Origin of the sequence: Ectothiorhodospira sp. PHS-1, from assembly GCF_000225005.1 — a bacterium.
GTDB lineage: Bacteria > Pseudomonadota > Gammaproteobacteria > Ectothiorhodospirales > Ectothiorhodospiraceae > Ectothiorhodospira.
Window position 1 is genome coordinate 69289 of sequence record NZ_AGBG01000010.1, and the last position, 21824, is coordinate 91112.

Consider the following 21824-nt stretch of genomic DNA (forward strand, 5'->3'; position numbering starts at 1 on the left):
GCTTGACCGACCCCATCAGCTCCGCCTACCGCCTCCTGGAGGCCTCCCAGGTACATTATCAGGGCCGGGTGGTCGGGACCATCGCCAGCCTCGATGCCCATGCCCCCGCCGAGAATTACGCCGACTGTTTCGTCCGCGACTTCGTGCCCTCCGGCCTGGTGTTCCTGCTGGACGGTCGCCACGACATTGTCCGCGACTTTCTGGCCCTGGTGCTCAAGCTGCGGGATCAGCAGGAAGAGGTGGAGGGTCACCGGGCGGTGGCCAAGGTGATGCCCGCCAGTTTCCGGGTGCTGTGCAACGAGGTCGGGGAGGAGGAGATCCACACCGATTTCGGTGACCGGGCCATCGGCCGGGTGGCGCCGGTGGATTCCATGATGTGGTGGCTGATCCTGCTGGTGGCCTATGAGCGGGTCAGCGGAGATACCGCCTTCACCCGTTCCCCGGAGTGCCGCCGGGGCGTGCGCATGATCCTCAACATCTGCCTGCAGGATCGCTTCGAGATCTTCCCGACCCTGCTGGTGCCCGACGGCTCGTTCATGATCGACCGGCGCATGGGGGTCTACGGCCACCCCCTGGAAATCCAGTCCCTGTTCTTCGGCGCCCTGCGGGCGGCCCTGGAGCTGCTGGACCCGGAAGACGCGGAAAGCCAGGCCATCCATCAGCAGTCGTGCAAGCGTCTGGACCAGCTCACCGAGTACGTGCGCCACTATTACTGGCTGGACGAGGATCGACTCAACCGGATCCATCGCTACCGGACCGAGATCTTCGGCCATGATTCGGAAAATGCCCTGAACATCCATCCGGAGAGCATCCCCGACTGGGTCAGCGACTGGCTGCCCCCGCAGACCGGCTATCTGGTGGGCAACCTGGGACCGGGACGGATGGATTTTCGCTTCTTCTCCCTGGGCAACCTGCTGGCGGTGCTGTTCGGTCTGGCGGACCCGGAGCAGGGGCGGCGCATCATGGCCCTGTTCGACCAGCGCTGGAGCGATCTGGCGGGGATGATGCCGGTGAAGATCTGTTTCCCCGCCATGGAAGGGGATGAATGGCGGCTGATGACCGGTTCCGATCCCAAGAACATCCCCTGGTCCTATCACAACGGCGGCAACTGGCCGGCCCTGCTGTGGGCCTTCGTCGCCGCCGCTCTCCACGCCGGGCGGGAAGACCTGGCCCGCCGTGCCCATGACACCGCCGCCCCCCGTCTCTACGCCAACGGCTGGCCCGAATACTACGACGGGCGCAACGGCCGTCTCATCGGCCGCCGCTCCAACTTCAATCAGACCTGGTCGGCCACCGCGCTGATCCTGTCACACAAGTTCATCGAGGACCCGTCCACCCTGGACGTCTTGAGCCTCAAGGGATACGAGAAACGATGAAGAAAACCCAGAGTAAGGCCCGTCAGGGCGAGGGCCTGTATATCGTCCTGATCAGCATCCACGGCCTGGTCCGTGGGGATGACCTGGAACTGGGGCGCGATGCCGACACCGGCGGACAGATCAAGTACGTGGTGGAACTGGCCCGTGCCCTGGGCGCCCACCCCGAAGTGGGGCGCGTCGACCTGCTCACCCGCCGGGTGGTGGACAACCGGGTGTCCGACGACTATGCCCAGCCGGAAGAAGACCTGGGCAACGGGGTGCGGATCATCCGCCTGGACTGCGGCCCACGCCGTTATTTGCGCAAGGAAAAGCTCTGGCCCTATCTGGACTGCTTTGCCGACAACGCCATCAAGCACATCCGTCAGGTGGGCCTGATGCCGGACGTGGTGCACGGCCACTATGCCGATGCCGGGCACGTGGCGGTGCGGGTGGCCAACCTGATGGGCGTACCGCTGGTGCAGACCGGTCATTCCCTGGGTCGGGTCAAGCGGGAACGCCTGCTGGAGAAGGGCGCCACGGCGGACGAGATCGAGCGCCGCTACCATATCGGTCGCCGCATCGAGGCCGAGGAGGAGGTTCTGGGCAACGCCTACATGGTCATTGCCAGCACCCGGCAGGAGGTGGAGGAACAATATGCCCTCTACGACCATTACCGCCCGGAACGGATGGTGGTGATCCCGCCGGGCACGGACCTGAGCCGATTCTATCCTCCCAAGGCCCGCGCCCCCCGTCCGCCCATCTACCAGACCCTCAAGCGCTTTCTCAAGGACCCGGACAAGCCCATGGTCATGGCCCTGTCCCGCCCCGATGAGCGCAAGAACATTCCCACCCTGGTCAAGGCCTATGCCGAGCACCCGGAACTGCGCAAGTCTGCCAATCTGATCATCATCGCCGGCAACCGGGACAGCATCCGCGAGATGGACAAGGGGGCAAGAGACGTCCTCACCGACGTGATGATGCTCATTGATGACCATGACCTCTACGGTTCCGTGGCTTTCCCCAAACATCACAGTGCCGACGATGTACCCGATCTCTACCGTCTGGTGACCTGCACCCGTGGCGTCTTTGTCAATCCGGCCCTGACCGAGCCCTTTGGCCTGACCCTGATCGAGGCTTGCGCCAGCGGCGCTCCCATCGTGGCCACGGAAGACGGCGGTCCCCGGGACATCCTGGCCCATTGCAACAGCGGCGAGCTGGTACACCCCCTTGACAGCAGGGCCATGGCGGATGCCATCCACGGCATCATCAGTGACCCGGCGCGTTGGAAGCGTCTCTCCGACAGCGGCCTCAAGGGAGTTCGCAAGCACTACGCCTGGGAAGGCCATGCGGACAACTACGTCAAGCGACTCAAGGGGCTGCGGCGGGAGGCCAGTCGTCATCGTCGCGGGCAGCAGCGTCTTTCCGGCAAACTGTCCCAGGCGGATCGGGCACTGATTTCCGACATCGACAACACCCTGCTGGGCGACCGGGCTGCACTGCGGGTCATGCTGCAGCGACTCAAGGAGCAGGGCAGGGGGGTGGCCTTCGGCATTGCCACCGGTCGTCGCCTGGACTCGGCCATCCAGATCCTCAAAGAATGGGGTATCCCCACGCCGGATGTGATGATCACCTCCGTGGGTGCCGAGATCCATTACGGCCCGGAAATGACCGAGGATCAGGGTTGGTCCCGGCATATCGACCATCGCTGGAATCCGGAGGCCCTGCGCCGTCTGTTGCTGGACCTGCCGGGCATCACCCCGCAGCCGGCGGAGGATCAACGTCGTCACAAGCTCAGTTTCTTCGTTGATCCGGCCAAGGCCCCCGGCATGAAGGACATCGAGCGGCTACTGCATCAGGAAGATCTGCACGCCAACATCATCTATTCCCATGACCGTTTCCTGGACCTTTTGCCGGTACGGGCCTCCAAGGGCTTTGCGGTGCGCTACTTCGCCGACAAATGGGGCATCCCCCTGGACCACACCCTGGTGGCGGGGGATTCGGGCAATGACGAGGACATGCTGCGGGGCAGTACCCTGGGCGTGGTGGTCGGCAATCACCAGCCCGAACTGGAACATCTCTACGGCTTCAAGCGGGTGTTCTTCGCCGATGCCACCCATGCGGGCGGCATCGCGGAGGCCTTCGATCACTACGACTTCTTCGGCCGCTGCGGGGTGCCCGGGGATGACGATGAGGAGTGACCGGCTGCCATGACCCCACCGGATGCCCCGACACCCTCCGTCACCACCCTGAACCTGATCACCGGCTTTCTGGGTGCCGGCAAGACCACCACGGTGCTGCACCTGCTGGGCCGGCGTCCTGCCCACGAGCGCTGGGCGGTGCTGGTGAACGAGTTCGGGGAAGTGGGCATCGATGGCGCGCTGGTCTCGTCGGCGGGTGGCGACAGCGTGGCGGTACGGGAGGTATCCGGTGGCTGCGTCTGCTGTACCGGCGCCATGAGCCTGCGGGTGGCCCTCACCCGTCTGCTGCGGCAGATCCGGCCTGACCGGCTGTTGCTGGAACCCACGGGCCTTGGGCATCCCGCCGGCATCATCGACACCCTGCGGGACCCCTGGCTGGCCCGGGCGGTCACCCTGGGCAACAGCCTCTGCGTGGTCGATCCCGGCGGTTTTTCCGCGGATCGTCTGTCCCGTTCAGCCATCTACCGGGACCAGATCAGCCTGGCGGACGTGGTGATCATCAACAAGACGGACGTCGCCACCCCGCAACAGATCCAGGCCGTGGAGGATTACCTCAAGGGCCTGTACCCACCCAAGCGGGCCATCATTCATGCCCGGCGGGGCGAGGTGGACGCGGCAGTGCTGGATTTGCCGGTTGTGGGGGTGTCCGGGCCGGTCCTGCGTCTGCTGGGCCGTGCCGTCCAGGCCCCGCAAGCAGACACCGCCCGGGGCTGGCACTTCGACCACGCACAGCGCTTCGACCTGTCGCGGGTGCAGGCACTGTTCGCGGCCCCGCCCTGGCGGGATCTGATCCGGGCCAAGGGGGTATTGCGCACCGGCCGGGAATGGCAGCGTTTCGACTGGGCGGAAGGACGTTTCAGCGCCGAGCCGGTGACCTGGCGCCGTGACAGTCGGGTGGAGTGCATCGCGCCGACAGCCGCCATGGACTGGGCTGCCATCGAGGCCGGATTCCGGGGGGCGATCAGCGCCGCTTCCCCCCACCCCGGCACGGGGGAGACTCGGCCACCCGACCTTCCCGGGCCGTCCACTCCTCCGGCGTCAGGGTATGCAGCGCCAGGGCGTGGATGCCCCCGGACAACTCCCGCGCCAGCAGACCATGGACCTGACGATGCCTTGCCAGCAGGCGCAGGCCCTCGAACCGGGGTGAGGCGACGATGATCCTGAAATGGGATTCGGAACCCGGCGGCACGTTGTGCTTGTCGCTCTCGTTCACCACTTCCAGATGAACCGGGTCCAGCCCCTCGAGCAATGTCTGCTCGATGCTTGCCTGCATGCTCATGGTCATATCCTGGTGCAATGGTCGGGTATGGGGCTATGATCATCAAGGGGCGTCCGTTTGGCAAGCTTGGACGCTCCCCATCTCAAAACGCTATAGTGCACCATGGAAGTCAGGCACACGCCCAACCCGGTTGTTCGCGCAAAATGATGAAAGAAACCGCCCCCGCCGCCATTCATCTCAAGGACTACGCCCCCCCCCGGTGGCGCATCCTTTCGGTGGACCTGTGCTTCGTGCTGGATCCGGAGGATACCCGGGTCAGATCCCGCCTGACCCTGGCGCGCAACGGCCACGGGGAGGCTCCCCTGTCACTCAACGGCCAGGATCTGGTGCTCCACCACATCCGCCTGGATGACCGTCCCCTGCAGCCGGGTGACTATCACCTGGAGGGCGAGACCCTGACCCTGCACGATCTGCCCGAGCGCTGTGAACTCAGCCTGGAGACGGGCATTGCCCCGGCGGCCAACACGGCGCTGGAGGGGCTGTATGTCTCCGGCGGCAACTTCTGCACCCAGTGCGAGGCGGAAGGGTTCCGTCGCATCACCTGGTTCCTGGACCGGCCCGACGTGATGGCCGTCTACACGGTGCGCATCGAGGCCGACAAGGCCCGCTATCCCGTGTTGCTCTCCAACGGCAATCTCACCGACAGCGGCGACCTGCCCGAGGGGCGTCATTTCGCCGTCTGGCACGATCCCTTCCCCAAGCCCAGCTATCTGTTTGCCCTGGTGGCGGGGGACCTGGTCTGCCGGCGGGACGGCTTCACCACCCGAACCGGACGGGAGGTGGACCTGCGCATCTACGTGCAGCGTCACAACCTGGACAAATGCGATCACGCCATGCGCTCCCTGCAGGCATCCATGCGCTGGGACGAGGACACCTTCGGCCGGGAATACGATCTGGACATCTACATGATCGTGGCGGTGGACGACTTCAACATGGGGGCCATGGAGAACAAGGGGCTCAACGTCTTCAATTCCAAGTACGTGCTGGCCCGTCCGGATACCGCCACCGACGACGACTTCGTGGCCATCGAGAGCGTCATCGCCCACGAATATTTCCACAACTGGTCCGGCAACCGGGTCACCTGCCGCGACTGGTTCCAGCTCTCCCTCAAGGAAGGCCTCACCGTCTTTCGCGACCAGGAATTCACCGCTGACCAAAGCCTGCGGGCGGTCAAGCGGATCCAGGATGTCCAGCGCCTGCGCACCCTGCAGTTCCCCGAGGACGCCGGTCCCATGGCCCACCCGGTGCGGCCCCAGTCCTACATCGAGATCAACAACTTCTACACCATGACCGTGTATGAAAAGGGCGCCGAGGTGGTGCGCATGATCCAGACCCTGCTGGGTCGTGAAGGATTCCGCCGCGGGCTGGACCTCTATTTCGACCGTCACGATGGTCAGGCGGTGACCACAGACGATTTCGTCAAGGCCATGGAGGATGCCAATGCCCGGGATCTTTCCCGGTTCCGCCGCTGGTATGACCAGGCCGGAACGCCGTTGCTGGAGGCGACCGGGGAGCATGACCCGCGGACCGCCACCTACCGACTCACGGTGCGCCAGTCCTGCCTTCCCACCAAGGGCCAGCCGGAGAAGCTGCCCCTGCACATTCCCCTGGTCATGGCCCTGCTGGATGCCCGGGGGCAGGAGATCCCCCTGCGCCTGGAGGGGGAGGACAGTGCCGTTGCCGGTGAGCGCACCCTGGAGTTGACCGCGCCCACCCATGTCTTCGTGTTCCAGGACGTGCCGGAGTTGCCGGTCCCCTCGCTGTTGCGGGGATTCTCGGCGCCGGTGAATCTGCGCTTCCCCTACACCGATGCGCAGCTGGCCTTCCTCATGGCCCATGACACGGACGACTTCAACCGTTGGGAGGCGGGCCAGCAGTTTGCCCTGAAGGTACTGCAGGGACTGATCGAGGCCGTCCAGGCGGGGCAACCCCTGACGCTGGATGCCCGTTTTGAGCAGGCTTTCGGACAGGTGTTGGCCAACGGGGCGCTGGACGCCGCCCTGGTGGCCGAGGCCCTGACCCTGCCGGGAGAAGGCTATCTGGCGGAGCAGATGGCGGTGGTGGACGTGGATGCGATCCATCAGGCCCGACAGTTCCTGCGCCAGGCCCTGGGCGCCGCCCTGGGGGATCGGTTCCGTGCCGTCTACGAGGCCACGGCGGGGGCGCAAGGCATGGACGCGACGGCCATGGGACGCCGTCGCCTGCGCAACCTGTGCCTAGCCTATCTGTGTGCCTCCGGCGAGGCCGATGCGGTGGCCCTGGCCCGGACCCATTATGAATCCGCCGACAACATGACCGATGCCATGGGCGCCCTGCGGGCGTTGCTGGACTGCCCCGGGGAGGCCCGTGACCAGGCCCTGGCCCATTTCGAGGCCCGCTGGCGCGACGATCCCCTGGTGTTGGACAAGTGGTTCGGCCTGCAGGCGATGGACGCGGCCCCGGGCGCGCTGGATCGGGTGCGGGGACTGATGTCCCACCCCGGTTTCAGCATCCGCAATCCCAACCGGGTGAGGGCGGTGCTGGGTACCTTTGCCATGGCCAACCCGGTGCATTTCCACGCCCTGGATGGCTCCGGTCACGGGCTGATCACCGACAGCGTCCTGGAACTGGACGCCCTCAACCCGCAGATCGCGGCCCGATTGGTGAGCAGTCTGAGTCGCTGGCGGCGTTTTGACGAGGTGCGTCAAGGCTCGATGCGGTGCTGTCTGGAGCGGATCGTGGCCCATCCCGGACTGTCCCGGGACGTGTACGAGGTGGCCTCGCGGAGTCTGGATTGAACATGCCGTTATTCGGTACTTCTATCGGGGATATTGCGAGAATCAATTTCAATAATCATTCTCATTTGTCTATTCTCTCAATCAAGGACACATCAGATTCGGGAGACGCCGCCATGATCAAGACCGCCAGCTTCGCCGTTGTACACTTCACCGTCGCTTTTGCCGTGGTCTACGCCCTGACCGGCAGTCTCGTCATCGGTGGACTCGTCGCCTTGATCGAGCCCATGATCAACACCGTGGCCTACCACTTCCATGAAAAGGTCTGGGATCGTATCCGTGCCCGTCGCGCCGCCCGTGACCAGGCTGCTGGTGTCGCCCGGGTGCCTGTCTGAGGCGTCGGATGGACAAAAACCCCCTGGAGATTCTTCGCAACACCTTCGGCTACGACCGCTTTCGTTCCCCCCAGGACGAGGTCATCCGGACCCTGTTGCAGGGCATGGACGCCCTGGTGCTGATGCCCACCGGCGGCGGCAAGTCCCTCTGCTACCAGATCCCGGCCATGGCACTGCCCGGCACCGGCGTCGTGGTCTCCCCCCTCATCGCCCTCATGCAGGACCAGGTGGCTGCCCTGCGGCAGGCCGGGGTGCGCGCCGCCTATCTCAATTCCACTCTCACATCGGATGAAACGAGGGCAGTGGAAACCCAGTTGCTGGATGGGCGGCTGGATCTGCTGTACGTTGCTCCTGAGCGTCTTCTGACCGAACGTACCCTGAACCTTCTTGACCGGGTCTGCGTCAATCTCTTTGCCATCGACGAGGCCCATTGCGTCTCCCAGTGGGGCCATGACTTTCGCCCCGAATACATCAAGCTTTCCCTGCTGGCCGAGCGCTGGCCCCGGGTGCCTCGCATCGCCCTCACCGCCACCGCCGATGCCCGTACCCGCGAGGAGATCCGTGGCCGCCTGTGTCTGGATCAGGCACGAGTGTTCATCAGTGGCTTCGATCGCCCCAACATTCGCTATCGCATCAACCAGTCCGCCGGCAATGCCCGGCGGGAGTTGCTGCGCTTCATCCGCGACACCCATCCGGACGAGGCGGGCATTGTCTATTGCCTGTCCCGTAAACGGGTGGAGGAGGTGGCCGAGTGGCTCACCGGACAGGGACTCACCGCCTTGCCCTACCATGCCGGTCTGCCCGCGGAGATGCGTGAAGCCCATCAGCGGCGCTTTCTCAACGAGGAAGGCATCATCATCGTCGCCACCATCGCCTTCGGCATGGGCATCGATAAGCCCAATGTCCGTTTCGTGGCCCACCTGAACCTGCCCAAAAGCATCGAGGCCTACTATCAGGAGACCGGCCGTGCCGGGCGAGACGGGCTGGCGGCGGATGCCTGGATGAGCTACGGCCTGCAGGACGTGATCACCCTGCGGCAGATGGTGGACGCCTCCGACGCTGATGAGTCCCACAAGCGTGTCGAGCGTCACAAGCTGGACGCCATGCTCGGGCTGTGCGAGACCGTCACCTGTCGTCGCCAGACCCTGTTGCCTTATTTCGGGGAACCACTCACCGAACCCTGCGGCAACTGCGATAACTGCCTTGAGCCGCCGCAAACCTGGGACGCGACGGTGCCGGCCCAGATGGCCCTGTCCTGCGTTCATCGCACCGGGCAGCGTTTCGGCGTGAATTATCTGGTGGACGTGCTCAGGGGCAAGGAGGACGAGCGCATCCGGGGGTTCGGCCATGACCGGCTCAGTGTTTTCGGCATCGGTCGTGATCTGACCGTGAACGAGTGGCGGGGGATTTTTCGCCAGCTCATTGCCCGCGGCCTGCTCACGGTGGATCTGGAAGGGCACGGAGGACTGCACCTGAATCCGTCCTGCCGCCCCGTGCTGCGGGGGGAGGTTCCCCTGATGCTGCGCAAGGAGACCGTCCCCGCCCGGATCAACCGGGAGCCACGCCGCTCAAGGGCGCTGCAACTGGACAGCCCCGAGGATCAGCGCCTGTTCGAGGCATTGCGCGGTTGTCGTCGCCGGCTGGCGGATGAGCAGGGCGTGCCACCCTACATGGTATTCAATGACGCCACCCTGCAGGAAATGGCCCAGGTGCGCCCCCACAGCCTGGCGGCCATGGCGGGCATCTCCGGGGTGGGAGAGAAAAAGCTGGAGTCCTACGGGCTGGAGTTCCTGGAAGTGATCCGGGAAGCGGAAGCGTAGCGGGCCGGTCTCGGGGCGGCCTCAGCGGGCGTTGAATACCACGATGGTCTTGCCGTGGGCCGTGATCAGGCCCTTCTCCTCCAGTTCCTTGAGTACCCGGCCGGCCATTTCCCGGGAGCAGCCCACGATCTTGGCCAGTTCCTGCCGGGTGATGCGGATCTGCATCCCTTCGGGGTGGGTCATGGCATCGGGCTGCTGGGCCAGTTCCATTAGGGTGCGGGCGATGCGTCCGGTGACATCCAGAAAGGCCAGATCGATCACCTTGCGGCTGGTTTCCCGCAACCGGGCCGCCAACTGGGTGGCCAGCAGAAACATGATCTGCGGGTCCTGCATGGCTAGGTCAAGGAATTTGGGGTAGTGGATCTCGGCGGTTTCGGTGGGGGCGCGGGTCACCACGCCGGCACTGCGGGCCTGGGAGGCAAAGATGCCCATTTCACCGAAAAACTGACCGGGATTGAGATAGGCCAGCACGATTTCATGGCCGTGCTCATCCTCTATGGTCACGCTGACCGAACCCTGGATGATATAGTACAGCGTCTCCGGTCGATCCCCGGCGTGAATGACGGTGGAGCGTGCGGGGTATTGCCGCCGATGGCAATGAGACAGCAGTTTTTCCAGCGCCGGGTCAGGCATCTGCTTTTGCCTTGGCAACATGCTCATTGTCCACCTCGTAGAGAAGGACCGGTGGGGTGCCGTCGTGGGGTGACGGATTGTAGTGTCGGGGATCATGATTATTGTTTTTACCCCGCCACAGTTTATGGTAAAGCCCCCACCTTGTCGAATCAGGGGGCGTCAGCCTTGTGCCAAGGGAAATCATGCAGATGAAATCAAGAGTGAAATGGGTGGATCACATGACCTTCGTGGCCGAATCCGGCAGTGGTCATGCCGTGGTCATGGACGGACCGCCGGAATTCGGTGGACGGGATCTGGGGCCGCGTCCCATGGAAATGCTGCTGATGGGCATGGGCGGGTGTTCCGCCTTCGATGTGGTGCAGATCCTGCAGAAGTCCCGCCAGGCCATCACGGACTGCGAAGTGATGCTGGAGGCCGAGCGGGCCGAGGAACACCCCAAGGTGTTCACCCGCATCCATGCCCATTACATCGTCACCGGTCGCAATCTCGCCGAAAAGCAGGTGGCCCGTGCGGTTGAATTGTCCGCGGAAAAGTACTGCTCCGCCTCGATCATGCTGGGCAGGACCGCCGAGATCACCCATGATTTCGAGATTCGGGAGCCGGAGTGATCCGTCTACCGGGCGGGAAGGGCGCGGTGATAAACTGATTCCGAGCCGCCGATGCGGCGGCCCGTGATGTTTTCTTGAATTGTGACGCAGTTCTCATTTATGCTCCTTCACCAAGGGGCATTCATTGACTGAATCGGTTGTACCCCAGTCTGATTCAGAGCCAGTCCCCGCGACTGCCGGATTGCCCAGCGGACCTGGGTCCGTGAAAAGGAGGAGCACGTGAACGAGCATCGCCTGTCAGGCTGTATCGGTCTTCTCGTCGTTTCGTTGCTGATCCTGGTGCTTAGCGGTTGCGCCACCAGGCATCCCCCTCTGGAAGCCGTGGAGTTCAGCGGCAGTCCCGACTACATCATCGGACCGGGCGACAACGTCAACATCTTCGTCTGGCGCCAGCCCGAGTTGTCCATGTCGGTGCCGGTCCGCCCCGACGGCAAGATCACCACCCCCCTCATCGAAGATGTCCCCGCCGCCAACAAGACCCCGACCCAGCTGGCCCGGGACATGGAAGATGTGCTCTCCGTCTATGTGCGCGACCCGGTGGTCACCGTGATCGTCACCGGTTTCCGCGGTCCCTTTGACCAGCAGATCCGGGTGGTGGGGCAGGCGGCCAACCCCCAGGCCATTCCCTATAACGAAAACATGACCCTGCTGGATGTCATGATCGCCGTGGGCGGCGTGACGGAGTTTGCCGCCGGCAACCGGGCCTCCATCGTGCGCAACATCAACGGCGAGGCACGGCAGTTCGGGGTTCGCATTAATGATCTGATCAACAGGGGGGACATCGGAGCCAACGTGGCCGTACTGCCCGGCGACATCCTCATCATTCCCGAGTCCTGGTTCTAAGCGGATTCCCCCCGCACGTCGGTAATATGGACGCCGGTTCGGCGTCCTGCGGTATTCGAAGGCGAGGAGACCGCCATGTAGGAAATCATCTCTCAGATATTGGGCTACTTGCGCGACATCTGGCGCTATCGCTGGGTGGTCCTGGTGGTCGCCTGGGCGGTGAGCATGGCCGGCTGGCTCTATGTCTCCCAGCTGCCGGACCAGTACCGCGCTTCCGCTCAGGTACACGTGGACACGGAATCCATGCTCCGTCCCCTGCTCCGGGGCCTGGCGGTGGACACCAACGTCTCCCAGCGGGTGGCCTTCATGACCCGCACCATGCTCACCGGCCCCAACCTGGAAGAGGTGGCCCGGGCCACGGATCTGCACCTTCAGGCCCACACCGATGCGGACATGCAGCGGATCGTCGGTCAGTTGCGCAGTGGCATCAGCATCTCCGCCGGGCGTCAGGATAACGTCTACACCATCGCCTACACCCACGGCAATCCACGCCATGCCTATGACGTGGTCCAGGCCCTGCTGAACCGTTTCGTGGAAGGTGCGCTGGGGGATACCCGGACGGATACCGACGTGGCACGGCGCTTCCTGGATCAGCAGATCCGTGAGCTTGAGCAGCGCCTGGTTTCCGCGGAACGGCGTCTGGCGGACTTTCGTCGTGACAACGTCGGCCTGCTGCCAGGGGACCGGGGAAACTACTACTCCCGCCTCCAGCAGGCCCAAAGCCTGCTTGAAGAAACCCAGCTGCGGTTGAGAGAGGCGGAAAATCGCCGCGAGGAAATCCGGCGACAATTGATCGGTGAAGAACCCACGTTCGGCATCATGGGTGGTACCCGGACCACCCAGGCGACGGCGGCCATCGATGCCCGTATTCAGAACCTTCAGGCCCGCCTGGACGAACTGTTGCTGACCTTCACGGAACGGCATCCGGACATCCAGAGCATCCGCCGCACCATAGAAGATCTGCAGGTTCAGAGGGAGGAAGAGGTCCGTCTGGCCCGCCAGAGCGGTCCCAGCATGGAGCAGCTGGATACCAACCCGGTGTATCAGCAGATGCGCATGACCCTGTCCAACGCGGACGTGGAAATCGCCAGCCTGCGGGTCCGCTTGCAGCAGCACCAGAGTCAGGTGGCGGAACTGCAGCGTCTGGTGGACATCATCCCCGACATTGAGGCGGAGATGTCGCGCCTGGACCGGGACTACAACGTCAACCGTGAACAGTATGAACAGCTCCTGCGTCGCCGGGAGTCGGCCGCCCTGAGCCGTAGCGTCGAGGAGCGTGGCGAGCAGGTCCAGTTCCGGGTCATCGAGCCGGCTCGGGTCCCCTCGTCCCCATCCGCCCCCAATCGCCCCGCCATGTTCTCCATGGCCCTGCTGGCGGGCCTGGGCATCGGCGGCGGACTGGCCTTCCTGATCGGTCAGCTGCGGCCGGTCTTCGACAATCGTCGGTCCCTCAATAAGGTCACCGGCTTCCCGGTGCTGGGCACGGTGAGCCTGCTCACCAGTTCGAAGCGACGCCTGCGGGAACGGATCGAACTGATATCCTTCGCCGGCGTGGGAGGGCTGTTGCTGGTGGCGTACTTTGCCGTGGTGGCTGCCGGCGGCATTCACCTGTCCATCGTTGAGAGGCTGCTGGGATGAGCGACAAACAGACCGATCTGAGCCTCATCGAGAAGGCGGTGCGCCGGCTGGAAGCCGGACCTGAGACCCGTGACCCGCCTCGCGCCGAACCCGAAGCGAGGACACCAGCCGTAACCAGCGCGGCCAGCCGCAAGACGACGGATGATCAACGGGAAGCCCTGCCTGTTTCGGCCCCCATGCCGCCCTTCGACACCCTGCCCGATATTCCGCCGCCACCGCCGGACGTGGACCCGGCCTCGGATCGGTACGTGGAACTGAATCTGGGCCATCTGCGGGAACAGGGTTTCATCACCGCCAATTCCGAGCGCAACCAGGTGTCGGAAGAATTTCGCATGATCAAGCGCCCGTTGCTGGCCAATGCCTTCGGCCGCGGCGCCGAACTGGTGGAGCAGGGCAACCTCATTATGGTAACCAGCGCCAAATCGGGGGAAGGCAAGACCTTCACCGCCATCAACCTGGCCATGAGCATCGCCATGGAAATGGACAAGACGGTGCTGCTGGTGGATGCCGATGTCGGTCGTGCCCGCGTCCATCAGGTCCTCGGCACGCCCCAGGGGCCCGGGTTGATCGACCTGCTGCTGGACAAGGATCTGGACGTGGGGGATGTGATCATCAAGACCAATGTCCCCAAGCTGCGGGTCATCCCCATGGGGCGCTACCACCCCCATTCCAACGAACTGCTGGCCAGTGAAGACATGCTTCGGCTCACCCGGGAACTGGCGGAGCGCTACCCGGATCGGGTGGTGATCTTCGATTCCCCGCCCTTGCTGCTGACCAGCGAGTCGGTGGTGGTGGCCGGTCTGGTGGGGCAGATCGTGTTCGTGGTCGAGTCCAGCCGCACCCTGCAAGGTACGGTGAAGGATGCCCTCGCCATGCTGGATACCTCCAAGCCCATCGGGCTGGTCCTGAACAAGGTCCGCCGCAGTCTGGGCAACTACGGGTACGGCTATGGGTATGGCTACGGCTACCACGGCAAGGCCGGCACCGCCAAGGAAACCCCGGCATGAGAATCCAGCCTCTCGGCACCCTGTTAGGCTCCCTGGTGCTGGTGCATGTCGGCGCCGCTGCCCAGGCCGGTAGCTGGGACTTCACGCCCCGTGTCTCTGTGTCCCAGACCTATACGGACAACGTGAACCTGGCCCCCCGGAGCGAGGACAAGGAAAGTGATTCGGTCTCCCAGCTCAATACCGGCTTTTCACTACAACGATCCGGTGGGCGCACCGATCTTTCCCTGGGCTACAACCTGCAGAGTCTGGCCTATTGGGAGGACGACGGTCGCAACACCGTTTACCACCAGTTTTCGGGTAACAGCACCACCACTTTGATTCGTGAAACCCTTTTCCTTGATGCATCGGCCAGTTACGGACAGCAGTTGAGGGATGCAAGGGACGGTTTTGCCGGTGACAACATCTCCACCACTGATCGTTCCGATGTGGCCCGCTATTCCGTGTCCCCCTACTGGCGTCAGGGCTTCGGCAGTTTTGCCACGGGGGAACTGCGTTACGCCTGGGACAAGGTGGACTACCAGTCCGGCGGCATCACCAGCAACAACAGCGAGAACCAGCGGATTCAGGCCACCCTGGACAGCGGTCCCCGTTTCACCACGGTGGGCTGGGCGCTGTCCTATTCCTGGGATAAGTCCGCCTACGACGACGGCACCGATGTGACCCTGGAATCCCTGGAGGCCCTGGTTCGTCTGAACATCAGCCCCCAGTTCAGCGTCTATGCGGCGGGTGGGGATGAGCGCAACCGGTACAATCGGGCCGCCGAAGCGGCGGACCCGGACGACACCTTCTGGCGCGCCGGATTTACCTGGTTGCCCGGCCCTCGCACCAGCCTGGATGCCTTCTACGGCGAACGCTTCTTCGATGATACCTACGGCCTGACCTTCAGCCATCGTTTCCGGCACGCGACTTGGAGAGTAGGATATTCCGAGTCCGTCACTTCTCTGAGCCGTGTCGAATCCGTGCCTATCGAGTTCGGCGGTGAACCTCCGCTGGGGTTCGTTCCCGAATTGGTGCCCGATGCCTACATCTCCAAGCGCCTCAACATCTCGGCGTCGGGGCAACGTTCCAAGCTTTCCTGGGGGCTTGCAGCCGCCCGTGAAGAACGCTTCTACCAGAACGATCGGGGCGATCAGGAAATACACAGCGTCAGCGCCAACCTGGGCTGGCGGGTCGCCCCACGTACTCAGGCCACCCTGTCATCCCAGTGGCAGCGCTCCGATTATGACCGGGACAGCCGCAAGGACGATCTGTGGAACGTGGGTCTCGGCCTGAGCCGGACCCTGGGTGCCAACACCTCCGCCGCCATTGAATACCGCTACCAGGAGCGTGACTCCAATCAGGACGATTTCGATTACCAGGAGAACCGCGTCACCGCCACCCTGAGCAGGACCTTCTAGGGCCGCCCATGTACGAAGCCTATTTCAAACTGGATCGCAAGCCCTTCCAGCTCAGCCCCGACCCCCGGTGCTTTTTCGGTAGCCGCATCCACAAGCGGGCCCTGGCCTATCTGCAGTACGGCCTGAGTCAGGGAGAGGGTTTCATCGCCATCACCGGCGATGTGGGGACGGGCAAGACCACCCTGGTGCGCATGCTGTTCAACGACATCTCCGAGCGGGACTATTTTGCCGCCCAGATCGTCACCACCCAACTCCACGCCGACGACCTGCTGCGCATGGTGGCGATGGCCTTCGGCATGCAGGTGGGCAGCGACAGCAAGGCCAACCTGCTCACCCGCATCGAGCGTTTTCTGGTGGACAAGTCCCGGGAAGGCAAGCGGGTTCTGCTGGTGATCGACGAGGCCCAGAACCTGCCGCCCCATGCCCTGGAGGAGTTGCGCATGCTGTCCAACTTCCAGCTTGCCGGTCGGCCGCTGTTGCAGAGCTTCCTGTTGGGACAGAATCAGTTCCGGCGCACCCTGCAGATGGCGGAGCTGGAACAGTTTCGCCAGCGTTTCATCGCCGCCTGCCACCTCACGCCGCTGTCCCTGGAAGAGACCGAGGAATACATCCGTTACCGGCTGGAACTCGCCGGGTGGAAGAACGACCCGGCTTTCGAGACCGAGGCCTTTGCCGAGATCTACCGCCAGACCCAGGGCATCCCCCGTCGCATCAACAGCCTGGCGGATCGGCTGCTGCTGTACGCCTTTCTGGAGGAGCGTCACGGGATCGATGCCGAAGTGGTCCAGGCCGTGGCCCGGGAGCTGGGCGAAGAGATCAGCGCCATCCCGGAGGAGGTGGGTGTCGGTCCGGTGGAGGACGGCCTGAACCGGGGCATCTATGACGGTCAAGGCCTGCCCGCCCATTACTCCTGGGGCAACATTGAGTTACGGGTGTCCGCCCTGGAGAGCCGGATTCAGTCCCTGGAGAAGTCCTTTTACCGGGAGGTTTCCCTGCTGCGGCGGGCGGTGAAACATTTGATGAAGGAGTGATCTTCTTGCAGACAATCAGGGGAGGCAGTACCGCATGAACACAGCCAGACCCACCCCCGTCCAAGGCATCCGCAACGCGATGACCGTGGACGTGGAGGACTATTTCCACGTCTCCGCCTTTGAAAACCACATCTGTCGCGGCACCTGGGACGAACTCCCCTGCCGGGTGGAACGCAACGTGGACCGTATCCTCCAACTCTTTGCGGACCACGGCACCAAGGCCACCTTCTTCTACCTGGGCTGGGTGGCAAAACGCTATCCCGAACTGGTCCGGCGCACCCAGGCCGAAGGCCACGAGATTGCCAGCCACGGCTGGTCCCACATCCGGGCCACGGAACAGACCCCCGAGGCCTTCCGCCAGGACGTGACCCGAACCCGGGCCTTGCTGGAAGACACCGTGGGTGCCCCGGTACTGGGCTACCGGGCCGCCAGCTACTCCATCGGCCGCGACAATCTCTGGGCCCTGGATACCCTGCGGGAAACCGGCCACCGCTACAGTTCCAGCATCTATCCGGTCCACCACGATCTCTACGGCATGCCCGAGGCACCCCGCTTCTCCTTCCGGCCGGGGCAGGGCGATCTGGTGGAAATCCCCGTCACCACCGTGGAAGTGCTGGGCAAAAAGCTTCCCTGCGGCGGCGGCGGTTATTTCCGCCTGCTGCCCTATGAAGTCTCCCGCTGGGCCATTCGTCAGGTCAACCAGCGGGACCGGCAGGCCGCCGTGTTCTATTTCCACCCCTGGGAGATCGACCCCGATCAGCCCCGTCAGACCGGGCTCGGGCTCAAGACCCGGGTGCGTCATTACCTGAATCTGTCCCGCACCGAAGGCCGGCTCAAACGGCTGTTGTCGGATTTTCAATGGGGACGCATGGATAGGATCTTTCTTGAACAGGCAGTGAATCCCGCATGAATGCAGTCATGGATACCAAGGGCAGTGACGCCCGCACAGCACCGACCATCCGTCATCTTGAGGATGGCGACGAGGCCCGCTGGGATGCCTATGTCATGGCATGTCCGGAAGCCACCTTCTTTCACCGCAGCGGCTGGCGCCGGGTACTGCGGGAGGCCTTCGGACATCCCGCGCACTTTTTGTACGCGGAACAGGACGGCCGGATACGGGGTATCCTGCCCCTGGGCCATGTGAAGACCCTGCTGTTCGGCAATGCCCTCATCTCCATGCCCTTTTGTGTCTACGGCGGCGTGGCCGCCGACGACGAAGCCACGGCCCAGGCCCTGATCGACGCGGCCCGGGATCTGGCGGAGGCGCTTCGGGTGGATTATCTGGAACTGCGTCACCTGCGTCGTCATTGCCCCCAGTGGCCCTGCAAGGACGATCTCTACGTCACCTTCCGCAAGCCCATCGAGCCGGAGGAAGAAGCCAACCTGCTGGCGATCCCGCGCAAGCAGCGGGCCATGGTGCGCAAGGGCATCAAGCACGGGCTTGCATCCCGGTTCGAGGATGAGGTCGCCACCTTCTTCGGCATCTATGCCGACAGCGTGCGTCGCCTGGGCACCCCCGTGTTCTCCCGCCGCTATTTCCAGTGCCTGCTGGACACCTTCGGCCAGGATGCCCGGATCCTCACCGTCACCCACCGGGACCAGCCGGTGAGCAGCGTGCTCAGCTTCTGCTTCCGCGACGAGGTGCTGCCCTATTACGGCGGTGGCATGCCCACGGCCCGGGAACTGGCCGGATTCGATTTCCTCTACTGGGAGGTCATGCGCCACGCCTGCGCCGCCGGCTACCGATGCTTCGACTACGGTCGCAGCAAGCGGGGCACCGGCTCCTTCAGCTTCAAGAAGAACTGGGGCTTCCAGCCCCAGCCGCTCTACTACGAGTACCATCTGGTGAAGGCGGATGCCATCCCCGAGATCAATCCCCTGAACCCCAAGTACCGTCTCTTCATCGAGGCCTGGAAGCGTCTGCCCACCCCGGTGGCCAACCTGATCGGTCCCCGTCTCTCCCGAGGTCTGGGATGAACGACACCACACGCCCGGCGCTGCTCTACCTGGTCCACCGGATCCCGTACCCACCCAATAAGGGGGACAAGATCCGGTCATTCAACCTGCTCAAGCACCTGGCGGGCCGCTACCGCATTCACCTGGGGGCGTTCGTGGACGACCCCCACGACTGGCGTTACCGGGAAGACGTGGCTCGCCTGTGCGAGAGCACCTGCCTGTTGCCGTTGCGACCGCCGCTGGCCAAGCTGGCGAGTCTGCGGGTCTGTCATGGCCCCTGGCCCTGGGACTCCTGGCCGCGGGCATGGGCGCCATGGTGCTCCTCTACTGGCCCAGTGTGCAGAAGCTGGTAAATATCTGGCTCAACTCGGATACCTACGCCCACGGCATGGTCATCCTGCCCATCAGCCTGTTTCTGGCCTGGCGCATGCGCCGCCGACTGGCCGAACTCACCCCCCAGCCCAGTTACCTGGGCATCCTGCTGATCGCCGCTCTCGGTTTCGGCTGGATTCTGGCCCGGGCCGCCGATGTCACCGTAGTCCAGACTTTCGTGGTGGTGGCCATGGTGCCCGCCCTGGTCATCACGATTCTGGGGCTTGGCATCTCCAGGGCGCTGACTTTCCCCCTGGCTTATATCTTTTTCGCCTGGCCGGTGGGGAGCTTCCTGGTCCCCATCCTGCAGGACTATACCGCCTGGTTCACCGTGCTCATGCTGCGTCTGACGGGGCTGCCGGTATTTGCCGAGGGCTACTACATCAGCATTCCCGCCGGAGATTTCGTGGTGGCCGAGGTCTGCAGCGGCATCCGCTATCTGATCGCCTCGGTGGCCCTGGGGCTGGTGTACGCCTATCTGGTTTACCGCAGCCTCTGGCGGCGACTGGTGTTCACGGCCTTCGCCATCATCGTGCCCATCGTGGCCAACGGCCTGCGGGCCTACGGCATCATCATGATCGCCCACTGGACCGACATGGAACACGCCGTCGGGGTGGACCATCTGATCTACGGCTGGTTGTTCTTCGGCGTGGTGATGTTCCTGCTGTTCTGGGTGGGCAGCCTGTTCCGGGAAGATGATCATCCGGAAGAGGAGAGCCGGCAACCGCTGACCACACAGGCCGGGAACCCGTCCCCCATGGCGGTCTCCCCGGTGGTCATGCCCCTCGTCCTGGCCGCCGTGGTTCTGTCCATGGCCCCCCTGACCGAGATGGGCCTCAATCAGCGCATGGCCGCCCTGGCCGGTGACCGTTATCCGGTTGCCCCCCAGGTCACGGGCTGGACCTTGCCCCAGCGGGACGAATCACCGGCCTGGCAGCCCCGGTTTGCCGAGCCGGATTACCAGTCCCAGCATGCCTACCGGTCTGAAAACGGACGTGAGCTGGCGTTGCACCTGTCTCATTACCGTCATGACCAGGCCGGTACGGATCTCATCACCTACGGTAACCTGATCTACGATGAAGTCCGTTGGCGCCGGATTTCCGAGTCCGGGCGCGGCGTGACCCTTGCCGGCGGCGAGTCCCACATGGTCCGTGAAACGGTCATGCGCGGTCCCGGAGATCGCGGCCGCATCGTCTGGCACTGGTACCAGGTGGCGGATCGTGCCACCGCCCGACCCATCGAGGTCAAGCTCCTGGAGGCCTGGGCCCGGCTCAGTGGCCATCGGGACGGCTCGCTGCTGGTGGCCGTGACCACGGAGTTCCCGATCACCGCCGATGAGGGGCGGGCCGTCCTGCAGGACTTCCTGACCCGCATGCCCGGGCTGATCCAGGTGGAATACCGGTCGGAGCCGGGCTCATGACCGACGGCCCGCGGGGTACACCACCGCTGGTGGCCCACATCATTCATCGTCTGGACGTGGGCGGCATGGAGAACGGTCTGGTCAACCTGATCAACCACATGCCGGCGGACCGCTACCGCCATGCCATCGTGTGCATGACGGACTACACCGATTTCAGTCGCCGCATTCGCCGCGACGACGTGACGCTGCATGCCCTGCACAAGCAGGAGGGCAAGGACCTCAAGGTCCACGGCCGGCTCTGGCGGCTGCTGCGCCGACTGCGGCCGGACATTGTCCATACCCGCAACATGGCCACCCTGGAGACCCAGGCCATTGCCGCCCTGGCGGGGGTGAGGCGGCGTGTCCATGGCGAGCATGGCTGGGACATCGGTGATCTGGACGGCTCCCGGGCCAAAACCCGGCACCTGCGCCGTGTGTTCCGGCCCCTGGTGGGCCAGTACATTGCCCTGTCCCGGCACCAGCTGGATTACCTGTCACGGCAGATCAGCGTGGCCCCGGCCCGCCTGAACCATATCTGCAACGGGGTGGATGTTGTCCGTTTTTCACCCCGGGACAAGGCCCAGGCCCGCTCCATCCTGCCGGAGGGATTCGCGCCCCCGGAGGCTGTTGTCATCGGCGCTGTCATGCGGATGCAGGCGGTCAAGGCCCCGGATATCCTGGTGGAGGCCGTGCTTGCCCTGCTGAGGCGGGATGAAGGGCTGAAGCGCAGGCTGCGTCTGGTGATGATCGGAGACGGCCCCCTGCGGGAGGGGTTGCAGGCCCGTCTGCGGGAAGCCGGTGTCGCCGACCTGGCCTGGCTGCCCGGCAACCGTGACGACATTCCCGACCTGATGGCGGCGATGGACCTGTGCGTGGTGCCTTCCCTGGCGGAAGGCATTTGCAACACCGTATTGGAGGCCATGGCCACCGGTCTGCCGGTGATCGGCACCGAGGTGGGGGGCAATCCCGACCTGATCGAGCCGGGCCGGACCGGCACCCTGATCCCCGCCGGTGATCCCGAGGCCCTGGCCGACGCCCTGGGTGGCTATCTGGACGACATGGCCCTGGCCCGGACCCACGGCGGCACTGCCCGGGAGCGGGCGCGGCAGTGCTACAGCCTGGAAGCCATGGTGCAGGGCTACCTGAACGTCTATGACCGACTCTCCAAGAGATAAAAAA

18 protein-coding genes and 1 pseudogene are annotated in these 21824 nt (G+C 64.2%); 17 read left to right on the forward strand and 2 right to left on the reverse strand.

Annotated features, from left to right (window positions below; translation table 11 throughout):
* Positions 1-2: 2 nt before the first annotated feature.
* The 3 genes and pseudogenes from ECTPHS_RS06225 to ECTPHS_RS06235 all read left to right on the forward strand — a co-directional run.
* A complete protein-coding gene (locus tag ECTPHS_RS06225) occupies positions 3-1376 on the forward strand; it encodes a glycoside hydrolase 100 family protein (protein ID WP_008931851.1) in 1374 nt (457 codons plus the stop codon).
* Positions 1373-3553, forward strand: a complete 2181-nt coding sequence (locus tag ECTPHS_RS06230) for an HAD-IIB family hydrolase (protein WP_008931852.1) — start codon at positions 1373-1375, stop codon at positions 3551-3553. The genes ECTPHS_RS06225 and ECTPHS_RS06230 overlap by 4 nt, the downstream gene beginning before the upstream one ends.
* A 9-nt stretch (positions 3554-3562) precedes the next feature.
* Positions 3563-4501, forward strand: a pseudogene (locus tag ECTPHS_RS06235) (GTP-binding protein); the annotation flags it as partial.
* A 13-nt stretch (positions 4502-4514) separates the two neighbouring features.
* Here the strand turns inward: ECTPHS_RS06235 and ECTPHS_RS15135 are convergent.
* On the reverse strand, positions 4515-4832 hold the full coding sequence (locus tag ECTPHS_RS15135; protein ID WP_008931854.1) for a BolA family transcriptional regulator: 318 nt from the start codon (positions 4830-4832) through the stop codon (positions 4515-4517).
* A 146-nt stretch (positions 4833-4978) separates the two neighbouring features.
* On the opposite strand from ECTPHS_RS15135, the gene pepN reads away from it, so the two are divergent.
* The 3 genes from pepN (at position 4979) to recQ (ending at position 9761) form a co-directional block, all read left to right on the forward strand.
* On the forward strand, positions 4979-7609 hold the full coding sequence (gene pepN, locus ECTPHS_RS06240; RefSeq protein WP_040405322.1) for an aminopeptidase N: 2631 nt from the start codon (positions 4979-4981) through the stop codon (positions 7607-7609).
* Between the two features lie 113 nt (positions 7610-7722).
* Entirely contained in the window at positions 7723-7941 is a 219-nt protein-coding gene (locus tag ECTPHS_RS06245; RefSeq protein WP_008931856.1) for a DUF2061 domain-containing protein, read from the forward strand.
* Between the two features lie 8 nt (positions 7942-7949).
* Positions 7950-9761: a DNA helicase RecQ gene (recQ, locus tag ECTPHS_RS06250; RefSeq protein ID WP_008931857.1), complete on the forward strand. Its 1812-nt coding sequence runs from the start codon at positions 7950-7952 to the stop codon at positions 9759-9761.
* Positions 9762-9782: 21 nt separating this feature from the next.
* Here recQ and crp read toward each other — a convergent pair whose 3' ends face one another.
* The gene (crp, locus tag ECTPHS_RS06255; RefSeq protein WP_040405292.1) at positions 9783-10421 is read right to left on the reverse strand and encodes a cAMP-activated global transcriptional regulator CRP; all 639 of its coding nucleotides are present in this window, start codon (positions 10419-10421) and stop codon (positions 9783-9785) included.
* A 161-nt stretch (positions 10422-10582) separates the two neighbouring features.
* Between crp and ECTPHS_RS06260 the strand changes: the two genes are divergently transcribed.
* From ECTPHS_RS06260 to ECTPHS_RS06305, 11 genes are all read left to right on the forward strand, one after another.
* Positions 10583-11002 carry an OsmC family protein gene (locus tag ECTPHS_RS06260; RefSeq protein WP_008931859.1) on the forward strand — a complete coding sequence of 140 codons (420 nt, stop codon included), beginning with the start codon at positions 10583-10585 and terminating at the stop codon, positions 11000-11002.
* Positions 11003-11221: 219 nt separating this feature from the next.
* Positions 11222-11845, forward strand: coding sequence for an XrtA/PEP-CTERM system exopolysaccharide export protein (locus ECTPHS_RS06265; protein WP_008931860.1), 624 nt, complete (start codon positions 11222-11224; stop codon positions 11843-11845).
* A 99-nt stretch (positions 11846-11944) separates the two neighbouring features.
* The gene (locus ECTPHS_RS06270; RefSeq protein ID WP_008931861.1) at positions 11945-13483 is read left to right on the forward strand and encodes an XrtA system polysaccharide chain length determinant; all 1539 of its coding nucleotides are present in this window, start codon (positions 11945-11947) and stop codon (positions 13481-13483) included.
* Positions 13480-14490, forward strand: a complete 1011-nt coding sequence (locus ECTPHS_RS06275) for an XrtA-associated tyrosine autokinase (RefSeq protein ID WP_008931862.1) — start codon at positions 13480-13482, stop codon at positions 14488-14490. The genes ECTPHS_RS06270 and ECTPHS_RS06275 overlap by 4 nt, the downstream gene beginning before the upstream one ends.
* Entirely contained in the window at positions 14487-15887 is a 1401-nt protein-coding gene (locus tag ECTPHS_RS06280) for a TIGR03016 family PEP-CTERM system-associated outer membrane protein (protein WP_008931863.1), read from the forward strand. Before ECTPHS_RS06275 ends, ECTPHS_RS06280 begins: the two co-directional genes overlap by 4 nt.
* Before the next feature lie 8 nt (positions 15888-15895).
* Positions 15896-16918 (forward strand): XrtA/PEP-CTERM system-associated ATPase, encoded by a 1023-nt coding sequence (locus tag ECTPHS_RS06285; protein WP_008931864.1) that lies wholly within the window; start codon positions 15896-15898, stop codon positions 16916-16918.
* Between the two features lie 34 nt (positions 16919-16952).
* The gene (locus ECTPHS_RS06290; RefSeq protein ID WP_008931865.1) at positions 16953-17828 is read left to right on the forward strand and encodes an XrtA system polysaccharide deacetylase; all 876 of its coding nucleotides are present in this window, start codon (positions 16953-16955) and stop codon (positions 17826-17828) included.
* Entirely contained in the window at positions 17825-18895 is a 1071-nt protein-coding gene (locus ECTPHS_RS06295; RefSeq protein ID WP_040405293.1) for a FemAB family XrtA/PEP-CTERM system-associated protein, read from the forward strand. Before ECTPHS_RS06290 ends, ECTPHS_RS06295 begins: the two co-directional genes overlap by 4 nt.
* Entirely contained in the window at positions 18892-19227 is a 336-nt protein-coding gene (locus tag ECTPHS_RS15410; RefSeq protein WP_008931867.1) for a hypothetical protein, read from the forward strand. The genes ECTPHS_RS06295 and ECTPHS_RS15410 overlap by 4 nt, the downstream gene beginning before the upstream one ends.
* On the forward strand, positions 19188-20666 hold the full coding sequence (gene xrtA / locus ECTPHS_RS06300) for an exosortase A (protein ID WP_246828325.1): 1479 nt from the start codon (positions 19188-19190) through the stop codon (positions 20664-20666). The genes ECTPHS_RS15410 and xrtA overlap by 40 nt, the downstream gene beginning before the upstream one ends.
* Entirely contained in the window at positions 20663-21820 is a 1158-nt protein-coding gene (locus ECTPHS_RS06305) for a TIGR03088 family PEP-CTERM/XrtA system glycosyltransferase (RefSeq protein ID WP_008931869.1), read from the forward strand. The genes xrtA and ECTPHS_RS06305 overlap by 4 nt, the downstream gene beginning before the upstream one ends.
* Positions 21821-21824: the final 4 nt, after the last annotated feature.